Source organism: Pseudomonas sp. NPDC096917 (genome assembly GCF_044762555.1).
GTDB lineage: Bacteria > Pseudomonadota > Gammaproteobacteria > Pseudomonadales > Pseudomonadaceae > Aquipseudomonas.
The window spans coordinates 156,491-173,816 of record NZ_JBIWEO010000006.1 but is presented as its reverse complement, the minus strand read 5'-3'; the positions used below and the strand labels follow the sequence as shown (position 1 = coordinate 173,816).

General features: G+C 57.8%; 20 protein-coding genes. 9 read left to right on the top strand and 11 right to left on the bottom strand.

Annotated features, from left to right (window positions below; translation table 11 throughout):
- Nucleotides 1–47 precede the first annotated feature (47 nt).
- The 3 genes from moaE to moaC are packed head-to-tail and all read right to left on the bottom strand — an operon-like array spanning nt 48 to nt 1,216.
- Nucleotides 48–497, bottom strand: a complete 450-nt coding sequence (gene moaE / locus ACIQYF_RS09295) for a molybdopterin synthase catalytic subunit MoaE (RefSeq protein ID WP_402859891.1) — start codon at nt 495–497, stop codon at nt 48–50.
- Between the two features lie 3 nt (nt 498–500).
- A complete protein-coding gene (locus ACIQYF_RS09290; protein ID WP_402859888.1) occupies nt 501–746 on the bottom strand; it encodes a MoaD/ThiS family protein in 246 nt (81 codons plus the stop codon).
- Nucleotides 743–1,216 (bottom strand): cyclic pyranopterin monophosphate synthase MoaC, encoded by a 474-nt coding sequence (gene moaC, locus ACIQYF_RS09285; RefSeq protein WP_402859885.1) that lies wholly within the window; start codon nt 1,214–1,216, stop codon nt 743–745. The genes ACIQYF_RS09290 and moaC overlap by 4 nt, the downstream gene beginning before the upstream one ends.
- Nucleotides 1,217–1,376: 160 nt before the next feature.
- Here moaC and ACIQYF_RS09280 point away from each other — a divergent pair, with 160 nt between their 5' ends.
- Complete coding sequence (locus tag ACIQYF_RS09280; protein ID WP_402859882.1) at nt 1,377–1,823, top strand: DMT family transporter; 447 nt, start codon at nt 1,377–1,379, stop codon at nt 1,821–1,823.
- A gap of 18 nt (nt 1,824–1,841) precedes the next feature.
- Here ACIQYF_RS09280 and ACIQYF_RS09275 read toward each other — a convergent pair whose 3' ends face one another.
- Both ACIQYF_RS09275 and ACIQYF_RS09270 read right to left on the bottom strand, forming a co-directional pair.
- A complete protein-coding gene (locus ACIQYF_RS09275; protein ID WP_402859879.1) occupies nt 1,842–2,753 on the bottom strand; it encodes a LysR family transcriptional regulator in 912 nt (303 codons plus the stop codon).
- Nucleotides 2,754–3,026: 273 nt separating this feature from the next.
- On the bottom strand, nt 3,027–4,421 hold the full coding sequence (locus ACIQYF_RS09270; RefSeq protein WP_402859876.1) for a PhoH family protein: 1,395 nt from the start codon (nt 4,419–4,421) through the stop codon (nt 3,027–3,029).
- 480 nt (nt 4,422–4,901) lie between these two features.
- Between ACIQYF_RS09270 and ACIQYF_RS09265 the strand changes: the two genes are divergently transcribed.
- Entirely contained in the window at nt 4,902–5,222 is a 321-nt protein-coding gene (locus tag ACIQYF_RS09265; RefSeq protein WP_402859873.1) for a hypothetical protein, read from the top strand.
- Nucleotides 5,223–5,266: 44 nt separating this feature from the next.
- On the opposite strand, the gene ACIQYF_RS09260 is transcribed toward ACIQYF_RS09265, so the two are convergent.
- The gene (locus ACIQYF_RS09260) at nt 5,267–6,394 is read right to left on the bottom strand and encodes a polysaccharide deacetylase family protein (protein ID WP_402859870.1); all 1,128 of its coding nucleotides are present in this window, start codon (nt 6,392–6,394) and stop codon (nt 5,267–5,269) included.
- 197 nt (nt 6,395–6,591) lie between these two features.
- Between ACIQYF_RS09260 and yaaA the strand changes: the two genes are divergently transcribed.
- From yaaA to ACIQYF_RS09245, 3 genes are read left to right on the top strand one after another with little or no spacing between them, the layout of a single operon-like run.
- Entirely contained in the window at nt 6,592–7,371 is a 780-nt protein-coding gene (gene yaaA / locus ACIQYF_RS09255) for a peroxide stress protein YaaA (RefSeq protein WP_402859867.1), read from the top strand.
- Nucleotides 7,372–7,381: 10 nt separating this feature from the next.
- On the top strand, nt 7,382–7,846 hold the full coding sequence (locus tag ACIQYF_RS09250) for a multidrug transporter (protein WP_402859864.1): 465 nt from the start codon (nt 7,382–7,384) through the stop codon (nt 7,844–7,846).
- A gap of 10 nt (nt 7,847–7,856) precedes the next feature.
- On the top strand, nt 7,857–8,681 hold the full coding sequence (locus ACIQYF_RS09245) for an SDR family oxidoreductase (protein ID WP_402859861.1): 825 nt from the start codon (nt 7,857–7,859) through the stop codon (nt 8,679–8,681).
- Between the two features lie 71 nt (nt 8,682–8,752).
- Here ACIQYF_RS09245 and ACIQYF_RS09240 read toward each other — a convergent pair whose 3' ends face one another.
- Nucleotides 8,753–8,959: a LysR substrate-binding domain-containing protein gene (locus ACIQYF_RS09240; protein WP_402859858.1), complete on the bottom strand. Its 207-nt coding sequence runs from the start codon at nt 8,957–8,959 to the stop codon at nt 8,753–8,755.
- 65 nt (nt 8,960–9,024) lie between these two features.
- Between ACIQYF_RS09240 and ACIQYF_RS09235 the strand changes: the two genes are divergently transcribed.
- Nucleotides 9,025–9,360, top strand: coding sequence for a hypothetical protein (locus ACIQYF_RS09235; protein WP_402859855.1), 336 nt, complete (start codon nt 9,025–9,027; stop codon nt 9,358–9,360).
- A 13-nt stretch (nt 9,361–9,373) separates the two neighbouring features.
- Complete coding sequence (locus ACIQYF_RS09230) at nt 9,374–9,763, top strand: DUF4440 domain-containing protein (protein ID WP_402859852.1); 390 nt, start codon at nt 9,374–9,376, stop codon at nt 9,761–9,763.
- A gap of 364 nt (nt 9,764–10,127) precedes the next feature.
- Here the strand turns inward: ACIQYF_RS09230 and ACIQYF_RS09225 are convergent, their stop codons facing one another.
- From ACIQYF_RS09225 to ACIQYF_RS09210, 4 genes are all read right to left on the bottom strand, one after another.
- Nucleotides 10,128–10,988 carry an efflux RND transporter periplasmic adaptor subunit gene (locus ACIQYF_RS09225; RefSeq protein WP_402859849.1) on the bottom strand — a complete coding sequence of 287 codons (861 nt, stop codon included), beginning with the start codon at nt 10,986–10,988 and terminating at the stop codon, nt 10,128–10,130.
- 10 nt (nt 10,989–10,998) lie between these two features.
- Nucleotides 10,999–11,199 carry a DUF1656 domain-containing protein gene (locus ACIQYF_RS09220; protein WP_016781859.1) on the bottom strand — a complete coding sequence of 67 codons (201 nt, stop codon included), beginning with the start codon at nt 11,197–11,199 and terminating at the stop codon, nt 10,999–11,001.
- Entirely contained in the window at nt 11,189–13,375 is a 2,187-nt protein-coding gene (locus ACIQYF_RS09215) for an FUSC family protein (protein ID WP_402859844.1), read from the bottom strand. Before ACIQYF_RS09215 ends, ACIQYF_RS09220 begins: the two co-directional genes overlap by 11 nt.
- Nucleotides 13,376–13,465: 90 nt before the next feature.
- Nucleotides 13,466–14,977 carry an efflux transporter outer membrane subunit gene (locus tag ACIQYF_RS09210; protein WP_402859841.1) on the bottom strand — a complete coding sequence of 504 codons (1,512 nt, stop codon included), beginning with the start codon at nt 14,975–14,977 and terminating at the stop codon, nt 13,466–13,468.
- A 223-nt stretch (nt 14,978–15,200) separates the two neighbouring features.
- Between ACIQYF_RS09210 and ACIQYF_RS09205 the strand changes: the two genes are divergently transcribed.
- Nucleotides 15,201–16,133 carry a LysR family transcriptional regulator gene (locus ACIQYF_RS09205; protein WP_402859838.1) on the top strand — a complete coding sequence of 311 codons (933 nt, stop codon included), beginning with the start codon at nt 15,201–15,203 and terminating at the stop codon, nt 16,131–16,133.
- Nucleotides 16,134–16,308: 175 nt separating this feature from the next.
- Nucleotides 16,309–17,298 carry a 2-hydroxyacid dehydrogenase gene (locus ACIQYF_RS09200; RefSeq protein ID WP_402859835.1) on the top strand — a complete coding sequence of 330 codons (990 nt, stop codon included), beginning with the start codon at nt 16,309–16,311 and terminating at the stop codon, nt 17,296–17,298.
- Nucleotides 17,299–17,326 lie beyond the last annotated feature (28 nt).

The following is a 17,326-nucleotide window of genomic DNA, read 5'->3' as shown; positions in this document are numbered from 1 at the left end:
CTCGTGCCTGGACAGCGACTACGGGTTTTGTGTGCAGCACACATTAGTCACACCCAACGATCCGCGGCCGCCTCGTCACTGGCCCGCCCTTCCACCCAACGCGGGCCGTCTGCGGTCTGTTCTTTCTTCCAGAACGGGGCGCGGGTTTTCAAGTAGTCCATCACAAAGGCACAGGCGTCGAATGCCGCCTGACGATGGGCGCTGGCCACGCCGACAAACACGATCGGTTCGCCCGGCTCCAGCGCACCGACCCGGTGCAGCACTTCAAGGTTCAGTAATGGCCAGCGCTGCTGCGCTTCGACCCCGATTTTTGCCAAGGCTTTTTCGGTCATGCCCGCAGCGTGCTCCAGAAACATGCCCGCCACTTCGCGACCGTCATTAAAGTCGCGCACGTAACCCACAAAACTCACCACCGCGCCCACGCCCAAATTGGCCGCGTGCAGCGCATTGACTTCAGCGCCTGGATCAAAGGCTGCCGCTTGCACCCGAATCGCCATGGTTCAGCCTCCGGTCACCGGTGGGAAAAACGCCACCTCGTCGCCGTCACTCAGCGGCTCGTTGAGTTTGCACAGTTCTTGATTGCGCGCGCACATCAGGTTGAGTTCGGCCAGCACGCTCCAGTCACCACCGCGTTGCAGCAAATGCACACGCAGTTGATCGACGGAGCTGAACACCCCTTCTATCTTTTCGCTGTCGAGCCCCAGCGTTTCGCGATAGCGAGCGTAAAAGTGCACGGTGAGCGTCATGACGCATCTGCCTGAAAGTGCCCGCTCTTGCCCCCGAGTTTTTCCAGCACACGCACGCTTTCGATGGTCATGCCGCGGTCGACCGCCTTGCACATGTCGTAAAGGGTCAGGGCCGCAACGCTGGCAGCGGTCAGGGCTTCCATCTCGACCCCGGTCTGGCCGGACAGTTTGCAGCGCGCGACGATCAAGACCGCGTCGCTGCCTTGGGCGCTGAGTTCCAGTTTGACGCTGGTGAGCATCAGCGGATGGCACAGCGGGATTAAGTCCGAGGTTTTTTTTGCGGCCTGAATCCCGGCGATCCGCGCCACGGCGAACACGTCGCCCTTGGGGTGGCCGCCATTGACGATCATGTCCAGGGTTTCTGCGCGCATGCGCACTACGGCTTGCGCCACCGCCTCACGGGATGTGACCGCTTTATCGGTGACATCGACCATGTTGGCGCGGCCTTGGGAATCTAAATGAGTCAGCACAGGGAGTTCTCCAGACAAGAGCCGCCAGTGTAAGCCCGAGGCTCGATTTTGCCCAAGAGCGCGAAGGTCATCGACACCGCGAATACCGCGCATCAGAACATCGAATTGGCCGCACACCCGCATTAGACGTACAACGTCAGCAACTTAGGAGACTGTTCTCATGCCACTTTTTATTGCTATTGCCTTGAGTCTGTTAGCCGGTGTCGCGGTGCCCATGCAAGCGGGAAGTAACGCCCGACTGGGCGTGGTGCTCGGTCACCCTTTTTGGGCCACTGTCATCTCATTACTGGTCAGCGGCCTGGCGATTGCGCTGGTGATGCTGGTCATCAAAGTGCCACGCCCCAACCTCGCGGCGCTGCTGACAGGCCCTTGGTGGATGTGGCTCGGCGGCCTGGCCGGGGTGTTTTACATCACCGTGGCGCTGATCACCGTACCGCGTCTGGGCGCGCTGAACTTCATCATGGCGGTTGTGGTGGGCCAGTTGGTTATTTCACTGGCAATTGATTACTTCGGCCTGCTCGGGTTGCCCAAAAACACCCCGAGCCTGCAAAAACTGTTGGGGGTAAGCGTGGTGCTGGCCGGATTTTTAATTGCCTCGCGAGGCTGACAGATCCCTCTATGGGAGTTATGACGATACGGGGGCGCTGACCTGTTTGACCAACTCACGCAACCAGCGATGCGCCGGATCGTCGTTAAAGCGTTGATGCCAGACCTGCACATAGTTAAACGGTGCAACGCTCAACGGGGGTGCGAGTGTGATCAATGAATCGCCCAACGCCAGGTTGTCCAGAGTGCGAGTGGCCACAGTCAGGATCAGGTCTGTGTCGCCAATCATGCCCGGCGCCGCGCCCCAGTGCGGCACATTGACGGCTACTCGACGCTGTAACCCTTGGCTGCGCAACACATTGTCGACCTCGCCCTGGGTGTTGCCATCCATCGACACCAGCAGATGCGGGCGCTGCAAGTAGATGTCCAGGTCCAGCACGCCACTTTCAGGCAGGGCGTTGCGATTCAGCAGACACGTGAAGGTTTCTACAAACAGCACATCGCTGGAGACATCTGCGGGCAGCATGGGGAACACGCCTACAGCCAGATCGATCTTGCCCTGCTCGATTTGCTCGATCATGCCCAGGCGACTGTCCTGGATGACCACCAACGAAATATCCGGCGCCTGCTCTCGCAGTTGGGCCACTAATTTGGGCAGCACGATAGCGCCCCCGTAATCGGACATCGCCACGCGAAAGGTGCGCTGCGAATCAGCGGGTACAAAGTCGATGGACTGGCCAAGCAAGGTTTCGACCTGACCGAGGATGGCCTTGAGCGGCGCCTGAAGGTTTTGCGCCAGCGTACTCAGCACCACCTCGTTGCCCTGGCGAATCAGCAACGGGTCGTCGAGTAACACCCGAAGTTTGTTCAGCGAATGGCTAATGGCCGGCTGACTCAAGTGCAAACGGATACCGGTGCGGGTCACGTGTTTTTCCGTGAGCAACGCATCGAGCACCACCAACAGATTCAAATCGATATTGCGCAGTAACACCCCGACTCTCCTGTCATAGCCAACCGTGGACGACTGTCCCTAAGGGAGCGCTGCATGCATGCTTAACCCCAAACACTCAACTCAAACAGCGCGTAACACCGGCAAGCTTACCTCACGCCGCGCCGATCAAGCTGGCCGTGATCACGGTCAGCAATCAACCGTTCATCCGCTGTCTGGAGGCGATTGGCGGGAGGCTTTTGCGCACGCCATAAAACGGTAGGAGAGAGTGAGCTGATACGAAAACCGGGCGGCTCAAGGGCCGCCCGGGTCTGGCTAGAGATGCGATTCCGCGTACTCGGCCAGGATCGAACGAGGTACGCCTTGCAAGGCGATGTGCACGCCGTTGGGGAAGTCTTTGAAGCGCTCCGTCAGGTAGGTCAGCCCCGAACTGGTGGCCGACAGGTAGGGCGTATCAATTTGTGCCAGGTTGCCCAGGCACACCACTTTAGAGCCTGCGCCCGCACGGGTGATGATGGTTTTCATCTGGTGCGGAGTGAGGTTCTGGCACTCGTCAATCAAGATCAGGCTTTGCTGGAAGCTACGCCCCCGGATGTAGTTCAGCGACTTGAACTGCAAGGGCACTTTGCTAAGGATGTAATCAACGCTTCCGTGGGTGTTTTCGTCCTCCATGTGCAGGGCTTCGAGGTTATCAGTGATGGCCCCCAGCCAAGGCTCCATCTTCTCGGCTTCGGTGCCGGGCAAGAAGCCGATTTCCTGGTCCAGCCCTTGCACGCTGCGGGTACAGATGATTCGCCGGTAACGCTTGCTGACCATGGTTTGTTCGATGGCCGCTGCCAGCGCCAGAATGGTTTTACCCGAACCCGCCGCACCCGACAGGTTGACCAAATGAATATCCGGATCGAGCAAGGCGAACAGCGCCAGCCCTTGATAAATGTCCCGTGGTTTTAACCCCCAGGCTTCCTGATGCAGTAAAGGCTCCTGGTGCATGTCGAGAATCAGCAGGTGGTCCTTGCGCACCTCTTTGACCCAGCCGACAAATCCCTGCTCATCAATGATGAATTCGTTGATGTGCGCAGTCGGCAGGTTTTCGTTCATTTGCACCTGATGCCAGGTGCGACCATGCCCCTGCCGGGTTTCGACCTTGCTGACGCGGTCCCAGAACGAACCGGTCATGGTGTGATAGCCGCGCGACAGCATCGACACGTCGTCAACCAACTGGTCAGTGCTGTAGTCCTCGGACTCAACGCCGCAGGCTCGTGCCTTGAGCCGCATGTTGATGTCTTTGGTCACCAGCACCACGTGCAGGCTCGGGTCCCGGGCGTGCAGGTCAATCAGTTGATTGATGATGATGTTGTCGTTGAGGTTTTCAGGCAGCAGCGCATTAGGCTCTCTGCGCTTGTTCATCAGGATTGAGAGAAAGCCCTTCGGCCCACTTTTCCCGCGCTGGATCGGCACACCCTTTTCAACGTCTTCTGGCGATGCCGCGCCCAAGGTCTGATCAATTAAACGAATCGCCTGGCGGCACTCCGCTGCCACCAGTAGCTTGCCGGTTTTAAGCTTGTCGAGCTCTTCCAGCACCGTCATCGGGATGGTGACGTGGTGCTCTTCAAAGTTAAGCAAAGCGTTTGGATCGTGAATCAGAACATTGGTATCGAGTACATAAAGGATTGGCTGGTTGGAAGAAGGAGTGCGTCCGTGATCATCCATACTCGGTCACCTTTGTGGGAGCCATTCGACGCAATACCGCAACAGTGCTGCGCCTCGAAGTGACTGCCGAACTCATCTTCTTCTGTCAGATGAATGCCCTGCCCGATGGGTCTTGGAAGACGCCACCTGTGTCGCAGGTTTCGGCGGTCTGTCTTCGTAATACTCCAAAACGTGTGACAAAAAAAAGCATTTTTGCAGTTTGGCTGATTTATTTTTCTGTCTGACGAATAGCCTTGGTGACACGCCCAATTACTACTAGGCTCATGAGTTACCTGACACAACGCCGTGCCTTTTGATGCCCCCCAGTCAAAGGTGTCGGCGCAACATAACCGCCTCGAAACCATCCCCATAAACGCCGGAGCCGTCTTACATTCAGCAAGGACGGTCCCTACCCTGCATTCTTTTTGGCAGCACTAAGCTTCGATACGCACTGGCCAAAACCACCTGCGTCCACTTAATGCTTACGCCAAAGGAAGCCGTATGACCCCTATCTCCAAAACCCTGGAACAGATGCTGCTCGAGATTTACAAGGATGGCAGTGTCTCTGTCACTGAATACCGGCAGCTTCGCGATAACGCCGATGAACGTATGGAGGCGGTGATTCGAGAGTTTGGCCAACACAACAACATCACCGCGTTTCAAAAGGCAATGGATGTCGCCATGCAGCTTCTCCAGCTATCCGTTATAGATGCGAAAAAAGCCAAGCTGACCGATACCGGTGAAGCCATCGTCAAAGATGCTGTCGTGTCTCAAGTTGAATACCTGCGCGCAGGCTCCGAGCTAGCCTTGCGGCTGCTGTAGCGCCACGCTAAAAGCGTCCGCCCGTCATCGGGCGGGCGCTTTGGTTACTGCGCACCCAACACTTCACAATCTCCCCACCCCAGCCCACTCTGCGCGGTCTGCCTCAATAACCAGGGCACTGCATTGCGAACTTTGTCCTGAGTGTCATGAAAAGCAATCACCCCATGACGCCACAACAGCATCAGGCTTAATACCCGGTGCGCCGACTGCTCGGCGCTCAGGCTGGAGGCCAGGTCTTGCGAATCAATGTTCCACAATGCCACCTGCAAACCCTGAGACTTGAAAAATGCCCCGCTGTCTGCCCGACGCTGCCCATAGGGCGGTCGGAACAAAGGCACGTGGCTGTCCGGCAATACCTGTTTGACCAAGGCGTTGCTGCGCAGCACCGAGTCCTGCCAGTTTTGCCAATGGCTGTGTGCGCGGTATTCCCAACCCTGCACGCCCACACATTGCCCCTTGTACAAGGCCTTCACCGCCTGTTCGGAGCTTTTATCGAGCCGCGCTTGCAGGCTGTTACCCAAGACAAAAAAAGTCGCGCTCATCGACTGCTTGCGCAAGTAGTCGGTGAGCCAATCGGTGGTGGAGCCGATTGCCGTCGGGCCGCTGTCAAAGGTCAGCATAAACACCCGGTCTTTCATGTCATCGCCGTTGATTTCCTGATCGCCCAGCAGCTCGATTTCACTGCTGATTTGCGGCGAAAGTGCTGCCAGACGCAATTGTTCATCCAGGTAACGACGATGAAACGCAGCGCTCGGCGCAGCCCATTTCACATAGAATGAATCGTCCGCGATCTCGAACTTGCCCGCTTGTTCACGCAAGCTGCTCATGTCATCGACGTAGTAACAGAACGAGGCATCTTGATCACAGCTTTGCTGGGCAAGGTTGTAGTTGAGCAACAGACGCTGCCACATACGCTGACGAACGGCTTCGATGGCGTCCCTATTGATGATCTTGAGACCAAGGCGCTGCTTGAAGGCGTATTCATCCAGCCCCTCAGTGGCCAGCAAAGCATGGGCAAACGTAAGGATTTCGGCGCGCGAGGCGACATCGAAAAGGGCCGGGCTGATCAATTGCTCAGGCCAGGTGCTGCGGTCCAGCGTCGCCGGGTCGTTGGGTGCCGCCACGACGCCCAGACACACCAGCCAGGCCGCCAGAAAAAGCGCAATGCGCACAGATCCTTCTCCTTGTAATAACTGACGGCACTATAACCCGGCCCTCGGAGGAGCGAGCTTGCCTCGCGATCTTTTAAAAAAGATCAAATTTCTCGAGCCAAACTCGCTCCTGCCGATACGCAGCACTATAGCGCTGATAGGTGGAGTCAAACCGCTCAACCCCCTAGAATCCCCAGACGCTTAAAGGAGACAACCTCATGCTGATGGTGATTTCACCCGCTAAAACCCTCGACTACGAGACGCCGCCGGCCACTGCGCGTTTCACACTGCCGCAATACCTGGACCACTCCCAGGTGCTGATCGAACAATTGCGCGAGTTAAGCCCGCAACAGATTGGCGAGCTGATGCACCTGTCCGATAAGCTCTCGGGCCTCAATGCCGCCCGTTTCGGCAGTTGGACACCGGCTTTCACCCCCGACAATGCCAAGCAGGCACTGCTGGCGTTCAAAGGCGATGTGTACACCGGCCTTAACGCAGTGGACTTCAGCGAGGCAGACTTCGACTACGCTCAAACGCATCTGCGCATGCTCTCCGGGCTTTACGGCTTGCTGCGCCCACTGGACCTGATGCAACCGTATCGTCTGGAAATGGGCACCAAACTGGCCAACGCCCGTGGCAAGGATTTGTACGCATTCTGGGGCACACGTATCAGCGAATGGCTGAATGAAGCCCTGGCCGAACAAGGCGATGACGTGTTGCTGAATCTGGCGTCCAACGAATACTTTTCGGCCGTAAAAAAGTCAGCCCTGAACGCGCGCATCATCAATACTGAATTCAAGGACATGAAAAACGGTCAACACAAAATCATCAGCTTCTACGCCAAAAAAGCACGCGGCATGATGAGCCGTTTTGTGATCAAGGAACGCATCAACAACCCCGCAGACCTCAAGCAGTTTGACGCACAGGGCTACCGCTACAGCGCCGAACAGTCAAAGCCCGATTTGCTGGTTTTCTTGCGCGATGAGACTCCCGAGTAGAGGCGTGTCCATGTTTATCGGCGTTTTACTGATCATCGCGTGGCTCGTGCTGTTGCTGCGCTATCCGGGCAAGGCGTTTCCAGTGTCGTTGGCAGCCGTGATCGGGCTGGCGATAGTGGCCGCTTCAGTAGCCTGGCTGGACAATCGCGAGGCTGAGCAGTTGGCGCGTCTGGAGTTGCGGATCGTCTATGACCCCGCACACTGCCCCGCAGACCGTCCGCTGCAACTGACCCTGACAAACAGCAATAAAGTGCCATTGACCGAACTCGGTTGGCGGATCGCGGCCTATGCACCTGGCGACACGGTTAACCTGGCCGATAACCCGTACAGCGCTCCCCGCTATCGTGGGCCCGGCGAGCTACAAGCTGGCGCATCCTGGCAAGACTGCTTGCCGATGCCGCCACTGCGTGCCGGTTATCGCCCGCAAACCCTGGAATTTCGCGCTGAGCGCCTGCAAGGCAGCTTCTCCAATTAAGGATATTTTGATGCCCCGTGTTTTGATCACCGGTTGCTCCAGCGGGATTGGCCGTGCCATGGCCCATGCTTTCAAGGCAGCAGGCCACGAGGTGTGGGCCAGCGCCCGCAAGCCCGAAGACGTAGCTCAACTCTCAGCCTTGGGGTTTAACGCGATCCAGTTGGACGTCAATGATCAGACGCAATTGGCGCAACTGGCCGAGCGGCTGGCCCATAACGGCGGTGGGCTGGATGTGCTGATCAACAATGCCGGGTATGGCGCCATGGGCCCTTTGCTCGATGGCGGCGTTGCAGGCATGCAACAACAATTTGAGACGAATGTTTTTTCAGTGGTCGGCGTGACTCGCGCCCTGTTTGACCTGCTGCGTCGCAACAAAGGTCTGGTGGTCAATATCGGCAGCGTATCGGGGGTCTTGGTCACCCCGTTTGCCGGTGCTTACTGCGCCTCGAAAGCCGCTGTGCACGCACTGAGCGATGCATTGCGCATGGAACTGGCGCCCTTGGGCATTCGCGTGCTCGAAGTACAGCCCGGCGCTATCGACACTCACTTCGCCAAAAATGCCACTGAACAAGCCGAGCAGTTAATCACCGAAGGCTCTGCCTGGTGGCCCATGCGTGAAGGCATTCGCGCCCGCGCCCGAGCCTCCCAAGACAACCCTACACCCGCTACAGAATTCGCCCAGGCGGTGCTCAACGCGGTACAAGCCAAACACCCTCCTCGCCTGTTGAGACACGGCAATGGCAGCCGCGCCCTGCCGCTGCTGGCTGCGCTGGTACCGAGCGGGCTGCTGCAAAAGATTCTGATGAAGAAGTTTGGCCTGAATCGACTGACCTAAATAACAGGCCACTGATTTTTTAAAATGCCAATAAAAACACTCCAGTTGTAACTTCAGTATCGAGTCGTTACTTATCCATGCGCTTTCATAAAATCAATAAACACTCGAACTTTCAGTGGCAGGTGCCGGGTATCCGGATACAAGGCATAAACCCCTTGGCGAGTGAGTTGCCAGCCGGGTAACAGGTGCACCAGTCTGCCTGCGTGCAAGTCGCCCTCAATCAGCCAGTCCGGCAAGATCGCCACGCCCTGCCCGGTCAGCGCAAAGGCTTGCAACACGGAGGAGTTGTCAGCCCTGATCCAGGCTTTGGCCGGGTTAGGCTGATAGGGCCATGTTTTAGGGCTTGCACACGGTTGATCGACGCCAGGCTGGCGATGAATGCGGGCGAAGCCACGGGCAGAATCTCAAAAGTGCTCAACTGCACGGCCCGGTGACTGGAGTCGAACACTTTACCGAGACGCAGGGCCACGTCAGCGCGCTGTGGAATATCAACCGTCAGTTGAGTTTTTTGCTCGGCCCGGCGCGGATGATGGCGTTGTTCGCTGCCTTGAGCACAATCACCTCGACGCCACACGCCTTTGCCCTATGCTTTGCCATCGGTAGTGCATTGACCCTGGTGCCGCTTGTCCCCGTATTACGCCTAGACACCCCACGCGTGCTGGCCTTGCTGGCGCCCTGATATGGAAATAGTGATGACCGAATATTCGAGCTACTTTGACCTGGTGACTGAAACGCTTGCCGAGATTGAGGATTGGTTTAGCGGGGAAGATCCTGGCGTTTTGCCCACGTTGCTGGCGCGTTTTTCAGCGCAGTTTTCGATGATTACGCCCAGTGGTTCAGTGTTGGATCTGGAGGGTTTGGAGGGATTGTTTGAGCCACTGCGGGGCATGCGCCCAGGGTTGAGAATTACGCTCAGCGAGTTCAAGGGGCTTGCGCTGTATGAGCAAGGTGCGGTGATCAGTTACCGCGAGTTGCAAGAATGGCCCAATGCTGTGAGCAATGATCGCCGGGCTACGGTGGTGTTTGAGCGTGATGGCCATGGAAAGGTGGTGTGGCGTCATTTGCATGAGACGTTTTGCTGAAGTTAAACCGGTTGAGCGGTTTAGCGGGGATGCGTAGCGACGGCGTTTGTTGTGCACATGCTTTTGATGTATGACGGCTTTTTTACAGGTTGCGCCCTTACGGCGGCTCACTTTTGTCAAACAGCCACAAAGTAAGCAAAAAGGCCTGACGCCTACGTACGGCCTCCCGAAGTCGCGGGATAGATCAAGATCACAAGCCCGGTCCGCGGTGAACACAACGTTTGTAGCCGCGGAGGACCCTGGCGGCTACAAGGCTCGGGATTCGCTGTAAAAACGAACCCCGTAAAAAGCCGCGATACATAAAACGCAGATGCACACCAACCATCGATAAAGACACGGTTGCTTCGCGACAGCGCCTGCGAGGTTATTTGTCGTCCTGCTCCACGATCACGGTGCAGGTGGTGCCTGCCGCCAACAAGTAGCCATCAGGGATTTCGTCGATATGGATACGCACCGGCACCCGCTGGGCCAAACGCACCCAGTTGAATGTCGGGTTGACGTCAGCCACCAGTTCGCGGCTCTCGGGGTTGTCGCGGTCGTAGATACCACGCGAGATGCTTTCTACGTGGCCTTTCAAGACTTCGCCGCTCATCATTTGCAGCTCGGCTTTGTCACCCACGCGAACGTGCGGCAGTTTGGTTTCTTCAAAGAAGCCGTAGACCCAGAACGAGTTCATGTCGATCACCGCCATTTTGGGATCACCGACCCGCGCATAGTCCCCCGGATGCACGTTGAGGTTGGTCACATAGCCGTCGACCGTGGCCAGCACTTTGGTGCGTTTGAGGTTGAGTTTTGCAGCGTCCAGTTGGGCCTGTGCGTGCTGGTAATCAGCCAGTGCCGAGTCGGCAATGTTGCTCGCGTCATCACGGTTTTCACGCGAGATCACCAGGTTGTCCATGTCGGCCCGGCGACGGGCGTTCACTTTGCGCATTTCCCAGGTGGCCTTGCGTGAAGCCACCAGCGATTCGGCTTGTTTTACGGCAATGACGTAGTGCTCAGGGTCGATTTCGAGTAGCACATCGCCCTTTTTCACCAATTGGTTGTCTTTGACCGGCACGTTGACCACGTAGCCGTTCACGTCAGCAGCAACGTTGATGATGTCAGCCCGTACCCGACCATCTCGGGTCCACGGGGTGTTCATGTAATGCTCCCAGAGGGTGCGGCCGATCCATATCGCAAGGGCCAAAACCAGCAGGGTGGCGAGCAGACTAAAGAACTTTTTCATCGGATCAGTCTCAACGGTAAACAGTGAGCGCCATGGCGCCAAAAAGACATGCAAACAGGCTCAGGCGCAGCAGCGCCGGGTGCCAGAAGAAGCGGTACAGGTCGTAGCCGGAAAACAGTCGGTCAAAGCCCCACGCCAACCCCGCCGCAATAAAAAACATCAGGGTCATAGTGGGCATGTAGACGCCGTGGAAGGCGATTTCACGAGGCATTTTCAAGTCCTTGCGGCTGGGCGTAAGCCGCCAGCGGCGATTGCGGGTCGAGCAGTGAAGAACGAATAAAGTGCAGGTAGCTTTGCACCCGCACCAACGCCGAGGTGTCAAAGTTCCGGGCAAACGGCTCGTCGGTAGACTGGACCCGGCTGATGGCGTGATCGACGGCGATTAACGCACGCTCGAGGTTGTTTTCGCTGGGGGCGATAAACAAACGCACCAGTGAGCGGCCCATCACCCGAATGGCCTGACGCCACGGCTGAGATTCGGCATACGCCGGATGTACCGGCAAAATCGCCTGTTCTTTGCGCAGTTCGATGATCGCGTGCCCCACCTCCAGCACCACGAACATCCAGCGCAGCAGTTCACGCTGCACTTTGGGCTGGCCAGCAGCCAAGCCATAGGCCTGGTGCATCAGGTCACGGGTACGGCTTTCGAGGCTAGAGCTCAAACCGCGCAACTTGCCGCTGATGGCGTATACCACTTGCTCACGCAAGTCTTGTTCCAGGCGGCTCCACAGCCAGCGGCTGTTGGGTGGCAGGATGATTGCCCCCGCCGCCGCGCACACCAACATGCCCAGCACCATAGCGATGTAGTCATTGATGAACTGGTACGGGTTGTAGAGCGTCAGGTTGTCGGGCACCGAGCCGGTGCTGAAAAAGATCAGCAAACCCAGGCCAACCCCTGCGTAGTTGGCCCGCGAGGTCAGGAACGAGCCGAAGACGATAACGGGGGTCAATACCAGGCACAGCAACGGGAAGCCATCGATATGCGGAAGCACGAAGAACATTTCGACAAAGCCCACTATCGCCCCGATGAACGTGCCGCAGGCCATTTGAAAAGCCATGCGCTTGGGGTTGGGCGTTGCCGCCGACAGGCCGACCGTGGCGGCCGCGATCAGGGTCATGGTGGCGCCACTGGGCCAGGCCGTCATCACCCAGTAGGTGCCCAGCACCACCAGGATAAACGCCGCCCGAATCCCTGAGGCCGCCGCTGACCACCAGTTGGTCTGCGAGATAAAAGGTTGATCCCAACGCTCACGTTCGTGTGTGTGGTCGGCCAGCGACGCATGGGTCAGCGCGTAGTTGTGCAAATCGTCAACAAAGCGGAACAGCAGTTCAAAGGCGGTGTTGAAGTCCAGGAAGTCCGTATCGCTGGGTTGGGTTTCGAGAAAGCTGACGCGCAGCGCACGCACATGCCCCGGTAGACGCTCCTTGAAAGCGGCCAGTTGCTCGGCCAATACCACGGCGTCTTTATCGGTCAGTGAACGGCCTCTGTACGGGTCGAGCAGTTGCGCAAGCAATTCCATCTCAGGCTCAACGACCGAGATAACAGCCTCCACACCCCGCGTGCGCAACCGCGCCAGCAGTTGATGCAAGGCGTTGAATCGAGTGGTCACGGCCATGAACTCGCTGTTCAGGCGGCTCAGACGGCCACTGCGACGACGCATGTGCGGGTCTTCGAAGACGGTCACGCTGCGCATGCCTTCCAGGCCCACGCTTTCGCCAATAAAGCGCACGTTGCTGGCTTCATAGGCTTCTTGTGTCGACTGCCCACGCAGGCCCTCGGCAACAAAACCTGCAAACACGCCAAAGCGTTTGTAGAGCGCATCGTGCATCGCTGCCCCCGCCGTTTTCGGCAAGATAGCGGCACTGACAACGGTAGAACACAAGATGCCCAGCGAGATTTCCAGCACCCGCCACACGGCGGCCATAAACGCGCCGTCCGGGTGTGCCAGTGCAGGCAGGCCGACCATGGCGGCGGTGTAACCGGCCAGAACGAAGCCGTAAGCGCGAAAGTTACGGCAACGCGCGGCACCGGCCGAGCAGATGCCGACCCAAATCGCCAGGGCACCCAGAAACAGCACCGTGTTTTGGGCAAACAGCGCAATCAGCGCCACCATCACTGCCGAGCCCGTCAGGGTGCCCAAAAACCGATAAAAGCTTTTGGCGAATACCTGGCCGCTTTGTGGCTGCATCACGATGAACACGGTGATCATCGCCGTGCGCGGTTGCGGCAGTTCCAGGCGCATGGCGAGCCATAAGGTCAGGAACGCGGCAATCAATACTTTGAAAATATGCACCCAGGTCACGCCATCGCTGCGCGCCCAGTCAAAAAAGCCTCGGCGCCATTCCAGCGAATACAACCAGCGTACCGGGGCGGGCAAATGGTTCATTTACATCTCCAGAAATCGCATGTGACCTGTAGGAGCGAGCTCGCGAACTTGAAAGGAGCAAGCTGGCTTCTAAAGGGCTGGACCGCTGTATCAGTGATCGAAAAGGGCCATGACCGCTGGCGGTTTGTTCGGCACATAGCGGTCATCTTTAGGCACGTCGCTGCCTGCGCCCAACCCGCCACCCAGCGCGGTGACCAGTTCTGCGTGGGCACTCAGTCGCGCCGCCTCTACCTGTTGCTGCACTTGCTGCTGACGCAACAGCAAGGTTTGCGCGTTGAGCACGTTGAGGTAGTCGGTCAGCCCGCGCTGGTAAGCAATCATGGCGATGTCGTAGGTCTTCTGCGCAGCCGCCACCGACTCGGCAGCGAACGCTTGCTGCTTGTCCATCGACTCACGCTTGATCAACTGGTCAGAGATGCTTTTGAGCGCATTCACCAGCGTCTGGTTGTACTTGGCCACTGCCAGGTCATAGCCACCCGACGCCGCGCCTAACTCTGAACGCAAGCGGCCGCCATCAAAGATCGGCAATGAAATCGCCGGCCCTACGTTGTAGCTCATTTTTTGAGCCGTCAAAAAGCCCAGCGCTGTGCCGCCGGTGGCCATGAAGCCGATACTGCCGACCAAGTCGACATTCGGGTAAAAACCCGCATGAGCGACGTCTATGCCACGCGCTTGAGCAGCCACTTCCCAGCGACTGGCAACCACGTCAGGGCGCTGGCCGAGCAGTTGGGCTGGCAGGGTGGAAGGCAACTTGAGTGCAGTGTTCAGCGCCAGCGTTGGACGCTTGAGGCGTGCGCCCTCCCCCGGGCCTTTACCCGCCAGCGCAGCCAACTGGTTACGCGTCAGAGCAATTTCTTCTTCCAGTGCGTCGATCTGGCGATGGGTTTCGGGTAGCGGGGCTTGCGCCTGGCTGACTTCAAAATGAGTCCCGATGCCACCGTCCAGACGCTTTTGCGCCAGGTCGAGAATTTGCTCTTGCTGGTGCAGGGTCGATTCGATGATGTCGAGTTGCGCGTAATGCAGCGACAACTGGATGTAGGTGCGAATCACGTTGTTCTGCAATTCAAGTTGCGCTTGACGCGCTTGGGCAACACTCATGTGCGCCATGTCCACCGCCTGCTCGGTGGTGTTGCTTTCGCGACCCCACAGGTCAAGGGCGAAGCTGAAACCCAACTGAGCGTTGTTGTCCCAAGTGTTAGCGCTGTCCAGATCGCCGGGACCATAGAATTGGTCCGATGGCCAGCGATGGCGTTTAAGCGTCGACTCGCCATTCACTTGCAGCGATTCAGCAGACTCAGCCACACCTGCCATTGCCTTGGCCTGACGTACACGAGCGGCGGCAATGGCCATAGTTGGGCTACCCTGAACAGCCAGACTGATCCAACTGTCCAATTGCGGATCGCCATAAGCGTGCCACCATTGGGTCTTTGGCCAGTTTGCGTCTTGCGCGGCGCTTTTAATCGCCTCGTCAGTGGCCAAGGCATTGGCATCGAGCATTTCACCTTTGGGTGCAATGCCACCGAAACCGATACAACCGTTTAATGCCAACGATAAAGCCAGAACACTGAGGGCTTTAAGCTCTCTGCTGATGCGACGCTGCACTGCTGCAAATTCCTGACATAGGGGGGGGGGGAAGACTTGAGATAGAGAAGTCTATGACTTGGCAAGCGCAACGATAAGCTGGCATTACTGTGAATCTTTATTACCGTTCTTGGGATAATCCGTTGGTCGAATGCAAACCGGCCTATAAACTTCGAAACTTCGTGTCACAATTTACTACTGCCCCTTTGTTGTTGTCCCCTATACCGCCCCTTGAGAGCACTCCATGGACACTTTGCAAAACATGCGCGCCTTCAGTTGCGTAGCCGAAGCCGGAAGTTTCACGGCCGCAGCTGCCATGCTGGACACCACCACCGCTAACGTCTCGCGCGCGGTCTCCAACCTTGAGGCGCACCTGCAAACCCGGTTGCTCAACCGCACCACTCGACGCATTGCCCTGACTGAAGCCGGCAAACGTTACTTGCAGCGTTGTGAGCAAATTCTGGCTTATGTTGAAGAAGCCGAGGCCGAAGCCAGCGATGCGCATTCGCGCCCGGCAGGCCAGCTCAAAGTCCACACCATGACCGGCATCGGACATCACTTTGTGATCGACGCCATTGCCTGTTATCGCAAGACCCACCCGGACGTCACCTTCGACCTGACCTTGGCCAACCGCGTGCCGGATTTGCTTAACGAGGGCTACGACGTCTCTATCGTGCTGGCCTCCGAACTGCCGGACTCGGGGTTTGTGTCACAGCGTTTGGGCATCACCTACAGCATCGTCTGCGCCTCGCCCGACTACGTAAAAACACACGGCCGCGCGCTAAAGCCCAGCGACCTGCTCAACCATGCCTGTCTGCGCCTGGTAAGCCCGGTGATTGCACTGGACAAATGGGTATTTGAAGGGCCTGAGGGCCAGGAAATGGTCTTGATCAATTCCTCGCCGTTTTTGGTTAACTCGGCCGATGCAATGCGCACCGCGATCACCAGCGGCATGGGTGTCGGCGTGCTGCCGCTGTATGCCGCCATCGACGGCCTGCGCAATGGCACATTGGTGCGCATGTTGCCCACCTACCGTTCGCAGGAACTGAACCTGTACGCCATCTACCCGTCGCGCCAGTACCTGGATGCCAAGATCAAAACCTGGGTCGAGTACTTGCGCAGCTCCCTGCCAGAACTGTTGGCGGCGCATCAGGCCGAACTGGCCACGTACAGCTGAGAGGAAGTGTCGGTGGGGGCGGGCGTGCTCGCGATACAAGCAACGCAGTCTTTTTGAATACCCTCAGCGCCCTGTCGCGAGCAAGCCCGCTCCCGCAAACGCCAATCAGGGCTGCACATTTTCGGCGGGAATGTTAGCGTGCTTACATTCCCGACAGCCGACGAGCCTTGTTCCGATGAGCCTTTCCACTGCAAAGAAAACCGTACTAGCCTTTAGCCGCGTCACGCCAGAAATGGTCAAGCGCCTGCAACAGGACTTTAACGTCATCGTGCCGGATCCCAAGCTGGGCGACATCAGCGCTCAGTTCGATGAGGCATTGCCCCACGCCCATGGCTTGATCGGCGTAGGCCGCAAATTGGGTCGACAGCAGCTGGAAAACGCCAAACACCTCGAAGTGGTGTCCAGCGTGTCGGTGGGTTACGACAACTACGACGTCGACTACTTCAACGAGCGCGGCATCATGCTCACCAACACCCCCGACGTACTGACTGAAAGTACCGCCGACCTGGGCTTTACGCTGATCATGAGCAGTGCCCGCCGCGTCGCTGAGCTCGATGCCTGGACCAAGGCCGGAGAATGGAAGGCCAGCGTGGGACCTGCGTTGTTTGGCAGCGATGTGCATGGCAAAACCCTGGGCATTGTCGGCATGGGCAACATTGGTGCCGCCGTCGCCCGTCGTGGCCGTCTGGGCTTCAACATGCCAATTCTATACAGCGGCAACAGCCGCAAGACCGAGCTTGAGCAAGAACTGGGCGCGCAGTTCCGCACGCTGGATCAGTTGCTGGCCGAGGCGGACTTCGTGTGCCTGGTCGTGCCGTTGAGCGAGAAAACCAAACACTTGATCAGCCATCGCGAACTGAACCTGATGAAGAAAAGCGCGATTCTGGTCAACATCTCGCGCGGTCCGGTGGTGGACGAAGCGGCGCTGATTGAAGCGCTGCAAAACAACACGATTCGCGGCGCAGGTTTGGATGTGTACGAAAAGGAGCCGCTGTCTGAGTCGCCATTGTTCGCATTGAAAAACGCCGTGACGTTGCCGCACATTGGTTCGGCCACACACGAAACCCGCGAAGCCATGGCCAATCGTGCGTTGGACAACCTGCGCAACGCCCTGCTGGGTGAGCGCCCGCAGGATTTGGTTAACCCGCAGGTTTGGCAAGGCTGATACGTAAACAGGCGCCCGCATGGCGCGG